This is a genomic window from uncultured Xanthomonas sp. (assembly GCF_964278005.1).
Taxonomy (GTDB): Bacteria; Pseudomonadota; Gammaproteobacteria; order Xanthomonadales; family Xanthomonadaceae; genus Xanthomonas_A; species Xanthomonas_A sontii.
In genome coordinates, this window is sequence record NZ_CAXYKF010000003.1 from 36,635 (window position 1) to 55,487 (window position 18,853).

Sequence of the window (18,853 nt, forward strand, 5' to 3'; positions counted from 1 at the left end):
GACCTTGCTTCGTGCATTCAGCCTGGATATAGATATCCGACAGTGGGGACAGGAGTCAACAGCGTCATGCCAAGGAACTGGCGTCATCACATCGTCATCTGCATGCGCCTGTGCTCGGCCGCCCTCGTCCTGGTGATGACCGGGTGTGGTGGCGATCAGCACGACACGGCGGCAGCGCGGATCGCGCTTGGTCAGGCGCTGTTCCACGACATGCGGCTCAGCGCGGATGGCAAGACCAGTTGCGCAAGCTGCCATCGCGCCGAGTTGGCCTATACCGACGGTGCCGCGGTGTCCACCGGGACGGGCGGCCAACACGGCACACGCAACGCGCCCAGCCTGCTCGACAGCCGCTTCATGACCCATTTTTTTTGGGATGGACGCGCAGCGACACTGGAAGAGGCGGTCCTGCAACCATTGACCAACCCGCGCGAGATGGGCCTGGCCGATCGGCAGGCCGTGCTGGCCCACCTCGCCCGCGACCCGCGCTACGCGTCACTGTTGCATGCAGCCGCCGGCGAGGACGACGGCGACATCCAGGTCGTGGCCGCCGCGCTCGCCACCTATATCCGCGCCTTGCCTGCGCCGCCCACGCGCTACGAGACGTACCGGACGACGCATGGCGCGCGCGCATCGCTGAGCGAGGACGAACGCGAGGGATTGGCGCTGTTTTCCGGCAAGGCCGGCTGCGTCGATTGCCACCGGCTGGACGGCACGCCTGCGACCACGAGCGATCAGCGCTTCCATCACGCCGGCATCGGTTTCAACCAGGTCGCCGGCAACGTCGCCGCCCTGCTCGACGTACTGGAGCGACAGAAGCGCGAAGGCAGGAGCCTGGGCGATTCCATCCTCTCCGACGTTCGCGTGGCGGAACTGGGCCGCTTTGCGGTGACGCGGGCGCCGCAGGATCTGGGCGCCTTCCGCACCCCGTCGCTACGGACGGTCGCCGATACTGCGCCCTATATGCACGACGGCAGCATCGCCGATCTGCCGGCGGCGGTGGAACACGAGGTCTACTATCGCAACCTCGCCCGCAATCGACCGATCAGCCTGACCGCGGAGGAGAAGCACAAGCTGGTGCTGTTCCTGCAGGCGCTGTCCAGTACGGGCGCCGCGCCGCGCTAGGAGCCCGTACGCGGCGCGCTGTTCGCCGGCTCCATCACGTCGACGTCCTGCTGCGAGGCGAGCTTGCCATCGAGCGTCACCTCCAGCATGTAACGCCCCGGCGGCCAGCCGGCCGCGTTGTCGAAACGCAGCGACTGGAGCTGATCGGAGCGAGTCATGGCGCGCTCCACCAGCCCGACCTGGCGACCATCGCGCAGATCCAGCAAGCGCGCTTTCAGGACCTGTCCCTGGGCAGCGCCGCGCAGGGCCACGTTGACCAGGATCGGCGCATCGCTGGTCTGCGGCACAGGCCTTCCGTCGCGCATCGCGCCGATCCGGACCTCGACGACGTGCAACGGTTGCGCCGCCGTGGCCGGATTCTGCTCCGGTGCCTGCCGCTGGCACGCTCCCAGGCTCAGCACCGCCGGCAGCAACATCCAACACACCATCCTTTTCGCGTTCATCATCCCTGCTTCCTTCCTGGACCGGAGATTGCCATTGCGATGCACGCCCGCAGGCCGCATCGTTCCTCGCGAACGCACGGTGGCGAACGGCCCCGTGCGCTTCGCTTCGCGTCAGCCCTGCAACCGCGCCAGCACCGCGCGCGTCACCGGGTCGGCGATCTCGGTGGACTGGCCCTGCAGCGCCGGCAGCAGCTGGCTCGCCAGCTGCTTGCCCAGTTCCACGCCGAACTGGTCGAAGGCGTTGATGCCCCAGACCACCGACTGCACGTACACGCTGTGCTCGTACATCGCGATCAGCGCGCCCAGCGCCTGCGGGGTCAGCGCGTCGAGCAGGATCAGCGTGCTCGGGCGGCCGCCCGGGTAGTCGCGGGCCGGATCGTCGCTGCCCTGCCCGTTCGCCAGCGCTTCGGTCTGCGCCAGCAGGTTGGCCAGCAGCGCCTGGTGGTTGACGGTGTACGGGTCGTCGTTGCGGATGCAGCCGATGAAGTCGGCCGGCACGATGCTGGTGCCCTGGTGCAGCGCCTGGAAGAAGCTGTGCTGCACGTCGGTGCCGGCGCCGCCCCACCACACCGGCACGGTGTCGGCCTCGACCGGGCTGCCGTCCAGGCGCACGCGCTTGCCCAGGCTCTCCATCACCAGCTGCTGCAGGTAGGCCGGCAGCAGCGCCAGGCGCTGGTCGTAGGTCATCACCGCCTGCGTCGCATAGCCGAGCAGGTTGCGGTTCCACAGCGTGGTCAGGCCATGCAGCACGGCCACGTTGCGCTCCAGCGGCGCGTTCAGGGCGTGGTCGTCGAACTGCGCGGCGCCTTCCAGCAGCTGTTCGAAGGCGTCGGCGCCGATCGCCAGCGCGATCGGGAAGCCCACCGCCGACCACAGCGAATAGCGGCCACCCACCCAGTCCCACATCGGCAGCACGCGGCCGGCGGCGATGTCGAAGGCCTTGGCGGCGCGCTCGGGGTTGGCGCTGACCGCGTACAGGCGCTCGCTGCCGCCCAGCCAGTCGCGCAGGATCTGGCCGTTGAGCAGGGTTTCCTGGGTGCCGAAGGTCTTGGAGATCAGCACGCCGGCGGTACGCGCCGGGTCCAGCGTGGCCAGGGTGCGCTGCATCGCTGCGCCGTCCACGTTGGAGACGAAGTGCACGCGGAAGCGCGCGCCGGTGACCGGACGCAGCGCGTCGGCAACCAGGCGCGGGCCGAGATCGGAGCCGCCGATGCCGACGCTGACGATGTCGGTGACCTCGGTCTGCGCCAGGGCGTCGATCAGCGCGCGCATGCGCTGCTGCACCTCGCGCGCGCTGGCGTGGGCCTGGCTGGCCACCGGCGCGTCGGTGAGGTTGCCGCGCAGCGCGGTGTGCAGCGCGGCGCGGCCTTCGGTGACGTTGACCGTCTCGCCCCGGAACAGACGCTGGAAGGCGCCGGCCAGGTCGTGGTCGGCAGCCAGCGCCAGCAGCGCGTCGAGCGCGGCGCGGTCGTATTTCTGCCGGGCGAAATTGAAGTACAGCGGTCCGACCTGCAACGCCAACGTCTCGGCACGGCCGGGTTCGGCCGCCAGCAGGTCGGGAAGGCGCGCCCCGCGCAGGCGCTGGGCGTGGGAATGCAGTGCGTCGAAACCGGTGGACTGTGTCATGCGGCCTGCTTTGGGATGCTGTGGTTGGTGTGGGTGATCTTGTTGGCGCCGTCCACATAGACCAGGGTCGGCTGGAAGCGCGCGGCTTCCTCTTCGCTCATGCCGGCGAAGGCGGCGATGATGATCAGGTCGCCGACCTGCACGTGGCGCGCGGCGCCGCCGTTGAGCGAGATGATGCCGCTGCCCTCGTCGGCGCGGATCGCGTAGGTGCTGAAGCGCGCGCCGTTGGTGACGTCCCAGATGTGCACCTGCTCGAATTCGCGGATGCCGGTCGCGTCCAGCAGCAGCCCGTCGATGGCGATCGAGCCTTCGTAGTTCAGCTCGGAATGGGTGACGGTGGCGCGGTGGATCTTGGTCTTCAACAGGCTCAGTTGCATGGCACGGGACTGCGGTCAGGAAAGACGCGCAGTTTAGCAGCCGAGGGTCAGGTGGCGGTGGTGAGGGGCGGCCTCAAACCGTCGCAGGAGCGGCTTCAGCCGCGACCGGCGATCGCGGGAAAGCCCGGTCGCGGCTGAAGCCGCTGCTACGACGACGGTGCCGCGGCCTGCCGCGCTCAGAATTCCAGGTTGTCGATCAGGCGGGTGCGGCCCAGGCGCGCGGCGATCAGCGCCACGCGCGGGCCGGTGCCGTCCTGCGGCTCGCTCAGGTCGGGCGTGCGCAGCACGCTGTAGTCGACCTCGAACCCGGCCGCCTGCAGCTGTGCGGTCGCCGCCGCCTCCACCTCGGCGCGCGGGCGCCCGGCCAGGTGGGCCTCGCGCATCGCCAGCAAGGTGCGGTGGATGTGCGTGGCACGCGGCCGCTCCTCGGCCGACAGGTACTGGTTGCGCGAACTCATCGCCAGGCCGTCGGCCTCGCGCACGATGCCGCCGCCCAGGATCTCGATCGGGAACGCCAGGTCGGCCACCATCTGCCGGATCACCGCCAGTTGCTGGTAGTCCTTCTTGCCGAACGCCGCCAGATCCGGCTGCACCTGGTTGAACAGGCGCGCGACCACGGTACAGACGCCGTCGAAATGGCCGGGCCGGCAGGCGCCTTCCAGCACTTCGCTGACGCCCGGGGTGTGCATGCGCAGCGCCAGCTCCACGCCCAGCGGATACATGCTCTCCACCGTCGGCAGCCACAGCACGTCGCAACCGGCGCCTTCCAGGCCGCTGGTGTCGGCCTCGGGCGTGCGCGGGTAGCGGGTGAAATCCTCGTTCGGACCGAACTGGGTCGGATTGACGAAGACGCTGGAGACCACGCGATCGGCGTATTGCCGCGCCAGCATCACCAGCGAGAAATGTCCGGCGTGCAGGTTGCCCATGGTCGGCACGAAGGCCACGCGCAGGCCCTGCCGCTTCCAGCCGGAAACGATGGCGCGCAGTCGCGCCAGGTCGGTGACGGTCTCGATCATTTCGCGTAGGCGTGTTCGGCGTCGGGGAAGGTGCCGGCGCGGACCGCGTCGGCGTAGGCGCGGGCGGCACCGGCGATGGAACCGCCTTCGGCCAGGAAATCCTTGACGAAGCGCGGGCGGCGGTGGCCGCTGTCCAGGCCGAGGAAGTCGTGCATCACCAGCACCTGGCCGTCGCAGTCAGGACCGGCGCCGATGCCGATGGTGGGGATGTCGATCTCGGCGGTGATGCGCGCGGCCAGCGGCGACGGCACGCATTCCAGTACCAGCAGCGCGGCGCCGGCCGCGGCGACCGCCTTGGCGTCGGCGAGCAGTTTGGCCGCGGCAGCCTCTTCGCGGCCCTGGATCTTGTAGCCGCCGAAGGTCAGCACCGACTGCGGGGTCAGGCCCAGGTGCGAGCACACCGGGATGTCGCGTTCGCTGAGGAAGCGGATCACCTCCAGCTTGTGGCCGGCGCCCTCGAGCTTGACCATCTCCGCGCCCGCCTGCAGCAGCCGGGTCGACGCGTCCAAGGCGCGCTCGGGGGTGGCATCGGACTGGAACGGCAGGTCGGCCACCAGCAGCGCGCGCTGCAGCACCCGCGCCACCGCGGCGGTGTGGTAGACGATGTCGTCCACGCTCACCGGCAGGGTCGAGTCGTGGCCCTGCACCACCATCCCCAGCGAATCGCCGATCAGGATCAGGTCCACGCCGTTGGCGTCGAAGGTCCGCGCGAAGCCGGCGTCGTAGGCGGTCAGCATCACCAGCTTCTGCTGGCGGCGCTTGGCCTCGGCCAGGGCGGGAACGGTCCAGGGCTTGCTGTCGGCGTGACTGCTCATAAGCTCATGTGCTGCGGTAATGAGCCGAGCATTATCTACCGATTGGCGCGATCCCGTCGGTTTCGATGCGGTCGCGTGCGTCACGCACCGTTCCATGGCCCGGAATGACCGCGTCGGCGGCGATCTCGGCCAGCGGCAGCAGCACGAACGCACGCTGGTGCAGGAACGGGTGCGGCACCTGCAACCCCGGCAGGTCGATCACCGCCTCGGCATACAGCAGCAGGTCCAGGTCCAGCGTGCGCGGGCCCCAACGCTCGCCGGGCAGGCGCTGGCGGCCGTGGCGGTGTTCCAGGTCGAGCAGCGCCTGCAGCAGGTCCAGCGCCGGCAGCGTGGTGCTCACCAGCGCCGCGGCGTTGATGAAGTCCGGCTGGTCCTCGCGGCCCCAGGCCGGGCTGCGGTACAGCTGCGAGGCGCGCAGCAGGCGGGTCTGCGGCAGCGTGTCGAGCGCGGCCAGGGCCGCGCGCAGGGTCGCCGCGGCGTCGCCGAGGTTGCCGCCCAGGCCGATGCAGGCCCGGACCGGCGCCGGTGTCGCGGCGCTCACTCGACGGGCGTGGCGGCGTCCGGGCGGCGGCGCCGGCGCCGGCGGCGCTTGGGGGTCTCTTCGCTGTCGGCCGGCGGCGCGAACGCCAGCTCGTCGCCGGCGTAGTCCACCTCCGGATCGAAGCCGCGCGGCGGCGGCGCGTAGCCGGGCTGCTGCTGCAGTTCGCGCCAGTAGGCGATGTCGGCCGCGTGCTCGTCCGACGCGGACTGGCGCACGATCAGGAAATCGAACGCGGCGCGGAAGCGCGGATGCGACAGCGTGCGCACTACCCGCTTGCGCTGGCGCGAGGTGAAACGCGACTGCAGCAGCCAGATCTCCTGCATCGGCAGCGAGAAACGCCGCGGCAGCGCCACGGTGCTGAGTTGGTGCAGGGTCACCCGGTCGGCGGCGCGGCGTTGCGCCTCCTCCATCTGCATGCCCTGTTTCTGCAGGGTCATCAACGCGCGGCAGTACGCCGGCCACAGCAGCAGCGCGAACAGGAACGCCGGCGACACCGGCTCGTCGTTGGCGACGCGGTTGTCGGTGTTGCGCAGGCCTTCGATCAGCATGCGCCGCAGCGCGCCGCTGCGGTTGGAGCGCAGCGCCGCCGCGCTCTCCGGGAACAGCGCGGCGAGCAGGCCGTGCCGCTCCAGGCCCTCGAAGCTGGCCACGCCATGGCCGGACAGGAACAGCTTGAGCACTTCCTCGAACAGCCGCGCCGGCGCGGCCTCGGCCAGCAGCCCGGCCAGGCGCGGAATCGGTTCGGCGGTGCCGGCCTCGATCTCGAAATCGAGCTTGGCCGCCAGGCGCACCGCACGCAGCATGCGCACCGGGTCTTCGCGGTAGCGCTGCTCGGGGTCGCCGATCAGCTTCATCAACCGCGCCTGCACATCCTCGAAGCCGCCGACGTAGTCCCGCACCGAGAAGTCCTCGATGGCGTAGTACAAGGCGTTGCAGGTGAAGTCGCGGCGCACCGCATCGTCCTCGATGCTGCCGTAGACGTTGTCGCGGACCAGGCGGCCGTTGTCCACCTCGCGGTCGCCGCTGCCGTCGTCGACATTGGCGCGGAAGGTGGCGACCTCGATGATCTCGCGGCCGTAGACCACGTGCGCCAGGCGGAAGCGGCGGCCGATCAGGCGGCAGTTGCGGAACAACTGCTTGACCTGCTCGGGGGTGGCGTCGGTGGCGACGTCGAAGTCCTTGGGCTGGACCTGGACCAGCAGGTCACGGACCGCGCCGCCGACCAGGTAGGCGCCGAAGCCGGCCTCGCGCAGCCGGTACAGCACGCGCAGGGCGTTGGGGCTGATGTCCTTGCGCGAGATGGGGTGCTGATCGCGCGGGATCGCGCGCAGGGTGAATGGCGATGGAACTGGCGGATTGATGATGGCGCTTCCGTATCGGGTTGCGGGATTGCCGAAGGGCGGCGAGACCCATATACTAGCGCGCTGCAATCGACGCGACCAAACGCTCCCTTCGTCTAGTGGTTAGGACGTGGCCCTCTCAAGGCTAAAACAGGGGTTCGAGTCCCCTAGGGAGCGCCATCCTCGCCTCGCCTGCAGCGCGACACAGCAAAAACCCCGCCTTGGCGGGGTTTTTTGCGTTTCGGCGCCGGCCACCGCCCGACGCGTCTCATTCCTGGTTGCGCGGGTGTCGATCGTCCTCGGCCAGACGGCTGCAGACGCCGGCACGCCGACCCAAGCCTACCCGGAACGCCGAGGCGGCCCGGGCGACGTGCGCGATCCGGTCGGCATCAGTGCGCACGTACCGACCACCCGCAGGCCGCGGTCAGGCCTGCGCCAAGTCAGGGGCGGCCTCCCCGGCCATGACCGCCACCGGCGCCGATGCGGTCTCCGCCACCGCATCGTGCGCATGCAGGCTCTCCAGATGCCGCACCTGTACCTGCACCTCGGCGTAGCGCGCACCCAGCGCCTGCTGCAGGCGGCGCGCGGCGTCCTCCACGTACATCAGGTTCTCGCCGTTGCGGCGCGCGAACGCCTGTTCGTCGGCGCGCCGCACCGCCGCCTGCACCGGCGTGGCCAGGGCCTGCTCGGCGAGCGCGATCACGCCCTCCGCGTCGAAGCGCACCGCGCGCGCCGACACGCCGACCCGCACCGAGGCCACGCTGCGCTGGCTATGCGGGGTGGCGTGACTGCCGTGCCGGAGCAGCCAGTCCGCCACCGCCTCCCGCGATAGCGAGGCCTGTTCCGGGTGCTGCTGCACGAAGGCCTCGCTGAGCAGTTGCCGCGCCAGCGCCGCCGAACACGGGCAGGTCGAGGAATACAGCAGATCCACGCCGAGTCCGAGCCGGACCACGCCGCCACGCAGTTCGGCGTCGATCCGCAGCGGATACGCCCGCCATCCGGCCAGCCCCGGGCTGCGCAGTGCCGGGCTGCGACGCAGCAGTTCCAGGCGCAGCGACACCCGCGCCGCGGTCGAGGCGCAGTCGGCATGGCTGTGCACCATCGCCCGCAGCAATTGCGACAGGCGCGACGGCGACAGCGGCTGCTGCGCGCTTTCGTCGAGGAGGCGGTACAGCCGCGACATATGAATGCCCTTGACCTGCGCCGACGGCAGGTCGACGGCGAGCGCGGCCTGCGCCGGCACGGGTGCCGCAGGCGTGCCCTCGCCCATGTCCAGACAGATCGGCAGCGCGATGCCGTCCATGCCCACCCAGTTCAGGGGAGCGGCGATCTGCGAAGGTTCGTCGGCAGCGACATCGGGCAACGGCGGGGGTATCTGCAGGTTCATCGGGTCGACTGGAACGGCAAGGGAGCGAGGGACGGCGAGGAAGCCAGAGTGACAATTGTTATAAAGTAACACATGAAGTGCGTATCCACGGGATCACCCATCGCACACCTCAGCCGTTGGGGTGCCCAGCACCATCGCCGGGAGGACATCAATGAACGTCTATGGGCTGTGCGGACCTGCTCGCAAGGATTCGCCCAGACCCTCATCCGCCCCTGCGGGGCACCTTCACCCCGAAAAGGGGGCCATGGTCCCGGCGGGAGAAGGGAAAGTCCAAAGCCCCTCTCCCACCGGGAGAGGGGTTGGGGTGAGGGTACGACACGCGCAGCGCCACCACCGATCCGGCAATACCTTCAGCCGCTCGGCTACAGACACACCGATCCAACGATGGCACGCGCGCCGCGTGCGCGTGCGTATCGACCTCAGCCCTGCATCTGTTCCAGTTCCTTGCCCTTGGTCTCGTACACGTAGCGCAGCACGAAGAACACCGACAGGAACGCGGCCACGGTGTAGATGCCGTAGGCGCCGGCCAGGCCGATGCTGCCGAGCAGGACCGGGAAGGTCACGGTGATGGCGAAGTTGGACATCCACTGCGCCGCACCGGCCACCGCCAGGCCGGAACCGCGGATCTGGTTGGGGAACATCTCGCCCAGCATCACCCACATCACCGGGCCCCAGGACATGTTGAAGAAGACTACGTAGACGTTGGCGGCGATCAACGCCAGCCGGCCCATGCCCGGCGACAGCGCCAGCTTGCCGGCCGCATCCAGCGAGGCGCTGGCGAAGGCGATGGTGACCAGCGCCAGCGACACCGCCATGCCGGCCGAGCCGATCCACAACAACGGCTTGCGCCCGACCCGGTCGATCAACACCACAGTGATCAGGCAGGCACCGATGCTCAACGCACCGGACAGCACGTTGATCAACAACGCATCGCTCTCGGAGAAACCCACCGCCTGCCACAGCACCGCGCCGTAGTAGAACACCACGTTGATGCCGACCAGTTGCTGGAAGGTGGCCAGGCCGATGCCGATCCATACGATCGGGCGGACCTTGCCGGTGACCTTGCTGACCAGGTCCGACAGCCGCGGCGTGTGCTGGTCGGCCGACAGCGAGGCGGAGATTTCGGTCAGCTTGGTCTGCGCCGTGTTGGCGCCGTACAGCCGGGTCAGCACCGCCAGCGCCTGCTCGCGGCGGCCCCGCGCCACCAGGAAGCGCGGACTCTCCGGAATCGCCAGCAACAGCAGCAGGAACGCCGTGGACGGCAGCGCCTGCATCCAGAACATCCAGCGCCAGGCCGGCTGCCCCAGCCACAGCGCCTCGGTGGACGCGCCGGCGGCCTTGGCCAGCAGATAATTGCTGAGGAAGGCGCAGAACAGCCCGCCGATGATCGCAATCTGCTGCACCGTGGCCAGGCGCCCGCGGTAGCGCGCCGAGGCGACCTCGGCGATGTAGGCCGGCGACATCACGCTGGCCGCGCCCACCGCGAAACCGCCCATCATCCGCGCCAGCACGAACACCGCCGAGTTGTGCGCCGCGCCGGCGCCCAGCGCCGACAGCAGGAACAGCGCCGCCGAGACGATCAGCACCGTGCGCCGGCCCCAGCGATCGGCCAGCGAACCGGCCAGGAACGCGCCGATCGCGCAGCCCAGCAGCATCGAGGCGACCTCGAAGCCAGTGCCGGCGGAACTGGACTGGAAGGTCTGCTTGAGGCCATCGACGGTACCGTTGATGACGCCGCTGTCGAAGCCGAACAGGAAGCCGCCGATGGTGGCGACGCAGCTGATCAGGATGATGAGGCGGGTGTTCTCGCCGGCATCGGCGTGGCGATCGATCGGAACACTGGACATGGGTTCACCTGGTGGCGTGCAAGAGGGAGACGGCCGGCGCGCGGGAAGGAGCGTGCGCGGCGGCGGCACCGGGCCGCCGCCGCACACCGGTTCAGCGCAGCAGGTACTGGTTGATCAGGTTCTCGTAGGCTTCCTGGCGGCCACTACGCTGGGTCGGCTCGCCGGCCTGCGCGGCGTGCGCGGCCAGGTCGGCCAGCGTGCTCGTGCCGGCGGCGAAGGCCGCGCCGGCGCCGCTGTCGAAGCTGGCGTAGCGCTCGCGGCGCCACTGCTCCAGCGGCGAGGCGGTAAGCAGCGCGTGGGCGACTTCGAGACCGCGCGCGAACGCGTCCATGCCGCCGATGTGGGCGATGAACAGGTCCTGCGGATCGGACGACTCGCGGCGCACCTTGGCGTCGAAGTTGAGCCCGCCCGGGGCCAGCCCGCCCTGCCGCAGCACCACCAGCATCGCGCCCACGGTGTCGTACAGGTCGACCGGGAACTGGTCGGTGTCCCAGCCGTTCTGCGGATTGCCGCGGTTGGCGTCGATGCTGCCGAGCAGGCCGGCGTCGCTGGCCACCTGCAGGTCGTGTTCGAAGCTGTGCCCGGACAGGGTGGCGTGGTTGGCCTCGATGTTGAGCTTGAAATCCTGGTCCAGGCCGTGCTGGCGCAGGAAGCCGACCACGGTGGCGCTGTCGAAGTCGTACTGGTGCTTCATCGGCTCCATCGGCTTGGGCTCGATCAGGAAATTGCCCTTGAAGCCGATGCTGCGCCCGTAGTCGCGGGCCAGGGTCAGGAATCGCGCCAGATGCTCCTGCTCGCGCCGCATCTGCGTGTTGTGCAGGCAGGCGTAGCCTTCGCGGCCGCCCCAGAACACGTAGTTCTCGCCGCCCAGTTCCACGGTCGCCTCCAGCGCCGCCTTGACCTGCACCGCCGCACGCGCGACCACGTCGAAGTCCGGGTTGGTCGCCGCGCCGTTCATGTAGCGCGGGTGCGAGAACAGGTTGGCGGTGCCCCACAGCAGCTTGACCCCGGTGTCGGCCTGGCGCTGCCTGGCGATGCCGACCATGTGCTTGAGGTTCTTTTCGTACTGGCCGATGTCCTCGGCGTCCGGCGCCAGGTCCACGTCGTGGAAGCAGTAGTACGGCACGCCGAGCTTGGTGAAGAACTCGAACGCGGCATCGGCCTTGGCCTCGGCGCGGCCCAGCGCATCGCTGCCGGCGTCCCAGGGATAGGCGCGGGTGCCGGGGCCGAACGGATCGGCGCCGTTGCCGCAGAAGCTGTGCCAGTAGGCCACGGCGAAGCGCAGGTGCTCGGCCATGGTCTTGTCGCCGATGCGCTTGCCGGCGTCGTAGACCTTGAACGCCAACGGATTGTCCGAGGCCTTGCCCTCGAACGGAATGCGACCGATGCCCGGGAAGTATTCCTTGGCGCCGGTGTAGACGGAAGTGCTCATCACGAAGTCCTGGTGCGTTGCGGGGGAAAGGGAATCACGCGGCGTACAGCGGGCCGATGGCCTGCAGATGCCGCTGGAAGGTCTGGTAGTGCGCCTGGTACTGCGCGCCGCGCTGCGCATCCGGCTGCGCGGAGCGCGTCGCATCGTCCTGCTGGTGCTGCAGCACCACCTCGGCCAGGCTGGCGCGCTCGCCCTGCGCCCAGCCGTCGGCCCACAGCGCCTGCAGCGCGGCGCCGAATGCCGCGCCCTCGGCCTGCGCCGGCACGTGCACCGGAAGCCCGAACAAGTCGGCGATGAGCTGGCGCCAGCCGGCGCTGTTGCTGCCGCCGCCGGTGAGGGAGATCGCATCGAACTGCAGCCCGGCGTCGACGAAGGCGTCGAAACCGTTGCGCAGGCTGTAGCTGGCGCCCTCCATCGCCGCGCGATATAAATGCGCCGGCGTGGTGTTGTGCAGGTCCATGCCGGTCAGGCAACCGCGCGCCGCCGGCAGGTTCGGGGTGCGTTCGCCGTTGAAGAACGGCAGCAGCACCAGTCCGTCGGCGCCGGGCGCCGTGGCCGCGAGCAAGGCCTCGCCCTGCCCGGTCTTGATGCCGAACAGACGCGCGATGATCTCGGTGGCGACCGTGCAGTTCATGGTGCAGATCAGCGGCAGCCAGCCGCCGCTGGAAGAGCAGAAGGCGGCCCAGCGTGCATCCGGATCCACCACCGGACGCTCGGCGTAGGCGAACAGCGTGCCGGAGGTACCCAGGCTCATGCTCAGGCGTCCTGGCACCACGTTGCCGGTGCCGATCGCCGCCATCATGTTGTCGCCGCCGCCGGTGGCCACGCGCACCTCGCGCGGCAGGCCCAAGGTCTGCGCCACGACGGCGGAGAGAAGGAAGCTGCTTTCGGTCGGCACCAGCGGCGGCAGCGCCGCAGCCAGGTCGCGCTGCGGATCGATCGCCTGCAGCAGCGGCGCCGACCATTGCCGGGTGCGCACGTCCAGCCAGCCGCTGCCGGAGGCGTCGCCGACTTCGGCGTAGCGCTCGCCGGTGAGCCAGAAGTTGACGTAGTCGTGCGGCAGCAGCACCGTCGTCATCGCCGCGTAGGCATCGGGACGATGCTTGCGCGTCCACGGCAGCTTGGAGGCCGTGTAGCCGGCCAGGATCGGATTGCCGGCCAGCTCCACGCAGCGCTGCGCGCCGCCGACCGCCTCCATGATCTCCTCGCACTCGCGCTGGGTGCTGGTGTCGCACCACAGCTTCACCGGCGCGGTGACCTGGCCCTGCGCGTCCAGCGGCACGAAGCCGTGCTGCTGTCCGGACACTGCGATGGCCCGCACCTGCGCCCGCTGTTCGGCGCTGAGCGCGGCGAAGCAGGCGACGATGCCGTCGATCCACCACTGCGCCTGCTGCTCGCGGGTACCGTCGTCACGGCTGATCAGGTCCAGCGCATGGCCTTGAGTGGCCACCACCTGCCGGCTGTCGGCATCGTAGGCGAGCAGCTTGACGCTCTGCGTGCCCACGTCCAGGCCGATGTACAGACTCATTGCCCTACCCGCCACATCGTGCACACACCCAGTTCCATCATCGCTCCAGGAGAAAGGCCGGCGTGCGGGGACCACCCGCCGTGTCGCCGAGTGTAGTGCGCACCGCACGCATCACGCAGCGAAGCATGATGACGCTGAGTGCCGCGCGCTGCCAGCGCGGCCCGGGCGATGGCGTACGCACGCACCGGACCCAGCCACCCTGCAGCCAATTCACGGTCAACGCATGCAGAAGCAGGACAAGGATCGAGCCAACGGATGTCACTGCGCGCAGTGATGGCCCGTCGCATCCGCGACACGATGACGACTGGCGCAGTCTCGGCTCTGCGCAGGATGTGTCTACACACGGCGCCATCTTGATGCGCTGCATCAAACCTGCGCGCAAGGCGGGAGCATGTTGTACCGGAGCGCATTCGATGCATCCCTTCTCCCCGTCGACCATGGCCCTCTTCGGGGGAAGTACCCCAGGGAGCGGATGAAGCGCTGCGCTCCGTACCCTCACCCCAACCCCTCTCCCGGGGGGAGAGGGGCTTAAGCGCACCGCGGCTGCTTCGTTGTCACCGTCACAATCACGCCCACGCGTGTGAACACGCATCCCTTCTCCGATTGGGGGAAGGTGCCCCGCAGGGGCGGATGAGGGTACGGGCGTAGCGCGCCTATTTCGCTGCATCGCGACCCAGTCGGCACGCCACGACCGCCAGCATGGGGCAACCAACGCTGGCACCATCTCACGCGCCATCCCAGACTCATCCAGCCCGCGCCGCGACGGCATGGCCGGTCGACTTGCGCGGCACCTCCAGTGGCTGGCCGCGATACTCCACGCTGGCGTCGGCCGCGGGTTCGAGTGCGCCGGCATCGTCGCGTGGGCCATCGACGAAGCGCACATGGATGGTGCGCCGGTCCTGCATGCCCGGCCAGCGCCCCTCGCGCGCGCCGATGCGCAGCACGCCGCTGGCCTGGTCCCACTGCAGCGGGATGCGGCTGAACTCGCCCTGCTCGTAGCCGTAGCCGGTGCCGTCATCCTCGTACAGCGAGAAACGGCCGTCGGCGCCGGTATAGACCACCACGGTCAGCGGCGCATCCGGAATCTGGTCGACGTACTGCTGCACTTGGGTCATCGGCACGATGGCGCCGGCGCGCACGAACAGCGGCATGCGCTGCAGCGGCGCGGCGGCGTCGATGGTCTGGCCGCCGGCGTGGCGCGCGCCGCTGTTGAAGTCGATCCAGTCGGTGCCCGCCGGCAGGTAGACCTTGCGCGAGGTCGCACCGAAGCGGGTCACCGGCGCGACCAGGAACGCTGGGCCGAACAGGTACTCGTCGTCGATGTCGGCGACCTTGGGGTCGTGCGGGAAGTCCATCGGCAGGCCGCGCATCATCACCCCGTCGTGGTGATAGGTGTCGCCGGCGAGCGTGTAGATGTAGGGCAGCAGCGCGTAGCGCAGGCGGCTGTAGTAGGCCATGCTGACGTAGTACGGCGTGCCTTCCGGCGCGATGTTCCAGATCTCGCGGTACGGGAACTGGCCGTGCGAGCGGAACAGCGGCACGAAGGCGCCGAACTGGAACCAGCGCGTGTTGAGTTCGCGCCACTCGGGCAGGTGCGCCGGGTCCTGGGTTTCGTAGCGCTTCTCCACGGCGAAGCCGCCGATGTCGAAGGTCCAGTTCGGCAGGCCCGACATCGACAGGTTGACGCCGGCGGAGATCTGCTCACGCATGTCCTCCCAGCGCGAGGCGATGTCGCCGCTCCACACCGCCACGGCGTTGCGCTGGATGCCGGCGTAGCCTTTGCGCGAGAGGATGAACACGCGCTTGCCGTCGGCGGCGCGGTCGCCGGCATAGACGCCGTGGGTGTGCGGCAGCGGATAGGAATTGAAGAACTCGGTGGACGGCCCCAGCGCGGTCGGGGTGGTGCGCGCCTTGCGCTCGGCGATGTCCAGGTTGGAGTGCACGTCGGGTTCGTCGGCATCCAGCCACCAGGCATCGATGCCCTTGCGGTTGAGTTTTTCGTCGATCTGCCGCCAGTAGATCGCCTGCGCGTCGGCTGCGTACGGATCGTAGAAGGCGTTGGTGTAGCCCTTGCCGATCCAGTCCAGCTCGCCCACCTCGACGTTGCGCCGGTAGATGTGCCCGGCCGCGTCCAGTTCCTTGTAGTGGTCCGTGCTCGGGTAGAACTTCGGCCAGACCGAGATCATCAGCTGCGCGTGGCTGGCGTGCACCGTGTTGACCATGCCGTCCGGGTCGGGAAAGCGCGCGCGGTCGAAGGCGTGCGAGCCCCAGGCGTTCTCGGGCCAGTACGACCAGTCGAGCACGATGTTGTCGATCGGCAACTGCCGCCGGCGGTACTCGGCCAGCACGCCGAGCAGTTCGTCCTGGGTCTTGTAGCGCTCGCGGCTCTGCCAGAAGCCGTAGGCCCACTTCGGCAGCAACACGGCCTTGCCGGTCAGCGTGCGGTAACCGGCGATGACCTGGTCGGCGTTGTCGCCGGCGACGACGTAGTAGTCGATCATCTGCCCCGCTTCGGACCACAACGACAGGTCGCCGGCTTCGGCCACCGGCAGCGGGTCGCGATGCAGCAGCGCGATGTAGCTGGGATCGACCAGGTCCCATTCGACCTTGAGGGTATGCCGCTGGCCGGGTTGCAGTTGCAGCGCGAACGCGTGGTGCCAGGGGTTCCAGTTCTGCCGCCAGCGGTCGACCAGTAGCTTGCCGTCGACCCACAGCCTGGCGTACTCGCTGGCGTAGAGCGAGAAGGTATGCGTGCCGCCGCGCTCGGCCTCGATCTGGCCTTCCCAGCGCACCTGCATGCGGCGCTTGTCGCCGGGCTTGGCCGCGGCGGGGAATTTCGCCAGGTCCTTGATGTACTGATAGTCGATGTCGGCTTCGCGACGCTCCAGCACCGGCTTGCCGTCGATCGCGTAATGCGCGGTCAGCGCACCGGGCTTGCCGTGCGCGTCGTACAGGCGCAGCGTCGCCGGCAGCGGCTGCAGCCCGCGCGGATCGCCGAAGCGGGTGATCGCGTTGTTGTCCCACAGGATCCCGTAGTTGCGGCTGGACACGAGGTACGGCACCGCCATGTCGAGATTGCTCTGCAGCAGTTCGATATCGTGGCCCTTCTGGTTCATCCAGCCCTGCTGGTGCTGGCCGAACCCGTAAAAGGCCTCGTCGGGCGGCGAGACGAAGCGCTGGCGCACGCTCAGATAGTGGCGGCCCTCGACCTGCAACGGCGCGAAGCTGCGCCCGCCCGCCACTTCCGCCAGCAGCGGCGTGCCCTGCGCATCGGTGAAGCCGACATGGCCGTCGACGGTGGACACCTGCGCGGTCATCCGCGCGGTCTTGAGCTGCACCGTGTCGCCGCGCTGCTCCAGCGTAAAGCCGGTGTCGCCCTGCACCGGCACCCGCATCAGGCTCGGTGTGCGCTGAAACGCGCCGGTGGGATCGGCGCTGACCCGGACGATGCCGCGGTCGATCACCTGCAGGCGTACCGGCGCCGCGCCCCTGGCGCTGGGATGCACGGTGACGCCCTCGGCATCGCGGGTCACCTGCTGCGCGGCGGCGGACGCGGCGACCGCGAGCAACGCCAGCGCCAACAGGCGTGGCAACGAAGGCGGCAGGCAACGGTTGGCGTGGTGCATGTTCACTCCCTTGGAAGTCACGCGGCATGGCGCGTCTGGCGCCGCCGCATGGTCAATAAGTCGCCAGGGTGACGCGCAGCAACTGCGGCACGTCGGAGAAGTTGAGCCCGTAATCGGTCTGGTCGCCGTTCCAGTTGCGCCGGAAGCGCCATTGCTCGCCGTCGTACACGCCCTCTTCGACCCGGTCGTAGAGCATGTTGGCGGTCGCGGCGCTGGCCGGATGCAGGGTCACCCGCGCGTGCTGGGCGGTGATCAGGAAGGTGTCCGGGCCGAGTTCGGCGATCAGCGCCGCACCGATCGGCGCGGGATTGCCGGGCGGCTCGCCCTGGAACCAGAACTGCGGCACGCCATAGGTGACGGTGGCGCTCCAGCGCGCGTTGAGCGGCAGCTCCTGCACCGCCTGGCCCGGCGCCTCGGCGGTGCCGTGCAGCTTGCCGGCGGCCGCGGCGCGGGCGAACGCGCGCATGCCCATGCCCACCGCGCGATAGCCCAGCGCGAACGGCGCCAGTGCCTGTGCGTCCACGCGCTTGGCGCCGAGCGGATCGTTGGAGTAGCCGCTGTAGTCGATGCCGAAGGTCGACCAGCCGATGCCGTCGTGGCCCAGCGCCGGATACAGGTAGCGCGCGTACTCGGGGCGGTTGCCGGTCTCGGCGACGAACAGCGCGTTGTCGGGACGCGCGTAGCGCTGCAGCACCGTGGTGTACAGCGGATACTCGGGCATGTAGATGTCCGGCGCCAGCAGATCGATGTGCGGCGCTGCCGCCTTCCACACGTCGAGCACGTTATCGGTGGGGCCGCCGCTGGCGTACTGCCCGGGCTGGCCGGGATTGAACGGGCCGCGCAATGCCGCATTGACGTAGATCGGCAAGGGATACGCGGCCTTGCCGGCCTCGGCGATACGGTCGATGAAGTGCGCGATGTGCCAGGCATGGAAGATCTCGTCGGCATCGGCGCCGAACACCTGCGCCCAGCTGCCCGGCGACTTGCCGAGCCGCTGCAGCAACGCCTGTGGCACCGGGCCGTCGAACACGCGCTGCGCCATCGGCGAGAAGTCGCGCGCACTGCCGTAGGTGCCGGGCTCGTTCTCGGCCTGCACCATGATCACGGTGCGCTGCGGATCGGCCTGGCGCAGATGCCGCATGACGGCGACGAACGCTTTGCGATCGGCCTCCAGCGTGGCCGGCGCCAGCGGCGACAGCGAACCCAGGCGTCGCCCGTCGCGCGTGACCACGCGCGGAAAGCGCGCATCGTCGGTCTTGACCCAGTGCGGCGCGTAGTTGGGGCCGTTGTTCTTCCAGGTGCCGAACCACAGCAGCACCAGCCGTACCCGCTGCGTGCGCGCCTGCGCCAGCAGCGTGTCGACGAAGGAGAAATCGAAGCGGCCCTCTTCCGGTTCCACCTGCTCCCAGGCGACCGGCACCTGCACCGTGTGCGGCCCCAGCGCGCGGATCGCCGGCCACACCCACGCCAGCGCCGCCGGATAGTTGCTGGAGTTGTTGACCTGCGCGCCGAGGATCAGGAACGGTGCGCCATCGACCAACAGCGCGTGACGGCCGTCGGTGCTGACCAGGCGCGGGATCGGTGCCTGGGTCGGCGCCGATGTCGCGGCAGCGGGCGTGTGCGCACCAACCGACGGCGCATCCGGCGCGGCCTGGCAGCCGCTCAGCAGCAGCGACAGCAGGACAGGCAGCCGCCATGCGGTGCGCAACGCGCGCGACGGCGATCCGATTCTCCGCACGTGGCCGGCGCCCAG

At 69.5% G+C, this 18,853-nt stretch carries 14 protein-coding genes and 1 tRNA gene; 2 read left to right on the forward strand and 13 right to left on the reverse strand.

Annotation, left to right across the window (positions count from 1 at the left end; all coding sequences use genetic code 11):
• The first annotated feature begins 66 nt into the window (after positions 1 to 66).
• Positions 67 to 1,122, forward strand: a complete 1,056-nt coding sequence (locus ACHWVH_RS01695; protein ID WP_267099465.1) for a cytochrome-c peroxidase — start codon at positions 67 to 69, stop codon at positions 1,120 to 1,122.
• Here ACHWVH_RS01695 and ACHWVH_RS01700 read toward each other — a convergent pair.
• From ACHWVH_RS01700 to pcnB, 7 genes are all read right to left on the reverse strand, one after another.
• Positions 1,119 to 1,538 (reverse strand): hypothetical protein, encoded by a 420-nt coding sequence (locus ACHWVH_RS01700; protein WP_267099464.1) that lies wholly within the window; start codon positions 1,536 to 1,538, stop codon positions 1,119 to 1,121. The genes ACHWVH_RS01695 and ACHWVH_RS01700 overlap by 4 nt on opposite strands.
• A gap of 138 nt (positions 1,539 to 1,676) precedes the next feature.
• Positions 1,677 to 3,191: a glucose-6-phosphate isomerase gene (pgi, locus tag ACHWVH_RS01705; protein ID WP_267099463.1), complete on the reverse strand. Its 1,515-nt coding sequence runs from the start codon at positions 3,189 to 3,191 to the stop codon at positions 1,677 to 1,679.
• Positions 3,188 to 3,568: an aspartate 1-decarboxylase gene (gene panD, locus ACHWVH_RS01710; protein WP_017916972.1), complete on the reverse strand. Its 381-nt coding sequence runs from the start codon at positions 3,566 to 3,568 to the stop codon at positions 3,188 to 3,190. Before panD ends, pgi begins: the two co-directional genes overlap by 4 nt.
• Positions 3,569 to 3,744: 176 nt before the next feature.
• On the reverse strand, positions 3,745 to 4,584 hold the full coding sequence (gene panC, locus ACHWVH_RS01715) for a pantoate--beta-alanine ligase (protein WP_152181138.1): 840 nt from the start codon (positions 4,582 to 4,584) through the stop codon (positions 3,745 to 3,747).
• Entirely contained in the window at positions 4,581 to 5,399 is an 819-nt protein-coding gene (panB, locus tag ACHWVH_RS01720) for a 3-methyl-2-oxobutanoate hydroxymethyltransferase (protein WP_010343892.1), read from the reverse strand. The genes panC and panB overlap by 4 nt, the downstream gene beginning before the upstream one ends.
• Positions 5,400 to 5,430: 31 nt before the next feature.
• Positions 5,431 to 5,940, reverse strand: a complete 510-nt coding sequence (folK, locus tag ACHWVH_RS01725; RefSeq protein WP_152236863.1) for a 2-amino-4-hydroxy-6-hydroxymethyldihydropteridine diphosphokinase — start codon at positions 5,938 to 5,940, stop codon at positions 5,431 to 5,433.
• Positions 5,937 to 7,355 (reverse strand): polynucleotide adenylyltransferase PcnB, encoded by a 1,419-nt coding sequence (gene pcnB, locus ACHWVH_RS01730; RefSeq protein ID WP_026143854.1) that lies wholly within the window; start codon positions 7,353 to 7,355, stop codon positions 5,937 to 5,939. Before pcnB ends, folK begins: the two co-directional genes overlap by 4 nt.
• A 30-nt stretch (positions 7,356 to 7,385) precedes the next feature.
• Here pcnB and ACHWVH_RS01735 point away from each other — a divergent pair.
• Positions 7,386 to 7,460: transfer RNA gene (locus ACHWVH_RS01735), tRNA-Glu, on the forward strand.
• Positions 7,461 to 7,704: 244 nt separating this feature from the next.
• Here the strand turns inward: ACHWVH_RS01735 and folE2 are convergent.
• From folE2 to ACHWVH_RS01765, 6 genes are all read right to left on the reverse strand, one after another.
• A complete protein-coding gene (gene folE2 / locus ACHWVH_RS01740; protein WP_152236864.1) occupies positions 7,705 to 8,667 on the reverse strand; it encodes a GTP cyclohydrolase FolE2 in 963 nt (320 codons plus the stop codon).
• Positions 8,668 to 9,086: 419 nt separating this feature from the next.
• Positions 9,087 to 10,514 (reverse strand): sugar porter family MFS transporter, encoded by a 1,428-nt coding sequence (locus tag ACHWVH_RS01745; RefSeq protein ID WP_152236865.1) that lies wholly within the window; start codon positions 10,512 to 10,514, stop codon positions 9,087 to 9,089.
• Between the two features lie 91 nt (positions 10,515 to 10,605).
• Complete coding sequence (gene xylA, locus ACHWVH_RS01750; RefSeq protein ID WP_152236866.1) at positions 10,606 to 11,946, reverse strand: xylose isomerase; 1,341 nt, start codon at positions 11,944 to 11,946, stop codon at positions 10,606 to 10,608.
• Positions 11,947 to 11,980: 34 nt separating this feature from the next.
• Complete coding sequence (gene xylB, locus ACHWVH_RS01755) at positions 11,981 to 13,474, reverse strand: xylulokinase (protein ID WP_394686548.1); 1,494 nt, start codon at positions 13,472 to 13,474, stop codon at positions 11,981 to 11,983.
• A gap of 743 nt (positions 13,475 to 14,217) precedes the next feature.
• Entirely contained in the window at positions 14,218 to 17,100 is a 2,883-nt protein-coding gene (locus tag ACHWVH_RS01760; RefSeq protein ID WP_295964680.1) for a TIM-barrel domain-containing protein, read from the reverse strand.
• Between the two features lie 52 nt (positions 17,101 to 17,152).
• Positions 17,153 to 18,808 carry a DUF5597 domain-containing protein gene (locus ACHWVH_RS01765; protein ID WP_267094007.1) on the reverse strand — a complete coding sequence of 552 codons (1,656 nt, stop codon included), beginning with the start codon at positions 18,806 to 18,808 and terminating at the stop codon, positions 17,153 to 17,155.
• Positions 18,809 to 18,853 lie beyond the last annotated feature (45 nt).

Excerpts from the sequence above, each read along its gene's own strand:
- ACHWVH_RS01760 (WP_295964680.1), bottom strand. The coding sequence starts at position 17,100 with ATGCACCACGCCAACCGTTGCCTGCCGCCTTCGTTGCCACGCCTGTTG.
- pgi (WP_267099463.1), bottom strand. The coding sequence starts at position 3,191 with ATGACACAGTCCACCGGTTTCGACGCACTGCATTCCCACGCCCAGCGC.
- ACHWVH_RS01745 (WP_152236865.1), bottom strand. The coding sequence starts at position 10,514 with ATGTCCAGTGTTCCGATCGATCGCCACGCCGATGCCGGCGAGAACACC.
- ACHWVH_RS01700 (WP_267099464.1), bottom strand. The coding sequence starts at position 1,538 with ATGTTGCTGCCGGCGGTGCTGAGCCTGGGAGCGTGCCAGCGGCAGGCA.
- panB (WP_010343892.1), bottom strand. The coding sequence starts at position 5,399 with ATGAGCAGTCACGCCGACAGCAAGCCCTGGACCGTTCCCGCCCTGGCC.
- folE2 (WP_152236864.1), bottom strand. The coding sequence starts at position 8,667 with ATGAACCTGCAGATACCCCCGCCGTTGCCCGATGTCGCTGCCGACGAA.
- panD (WP_017916972.1), bottom strand. The coding sequence starts at position 3,568 with ATGCAACTGAGCCTGTTGAAGACCAAGATCCACCGCGCCACCGTCACC.
- xylB (WP_394686548.1), bottom strand. The coding sequence starts at position 13,474 with ATGAGTCTGTACATCGGCCTGGACGTGGGCACGCAGAGCGTCAAGCTG.
- xylA (WP_152236866.1), bottom strand. The coding sequence starts at position 11,946 with ATGAGCACTTCCGTCTACACCGGCGCCAAGGAATACTTCCCGGGCATC.
- ACHWVH_RS01695 (WP_267099465.1), top strand. The coding sequence starts at position 67 with ATGCCAAGGAACTGGCGTCATCACATCGTCATCTGCATGCGCCTGTGC.
- panC (WP_152181138.1), bottom strand. The coding sequence starts at position 4,584 with ATGATCGAGACCGTCACCGACCTGGCGCGACTGCGCGCCATCGTTTCC.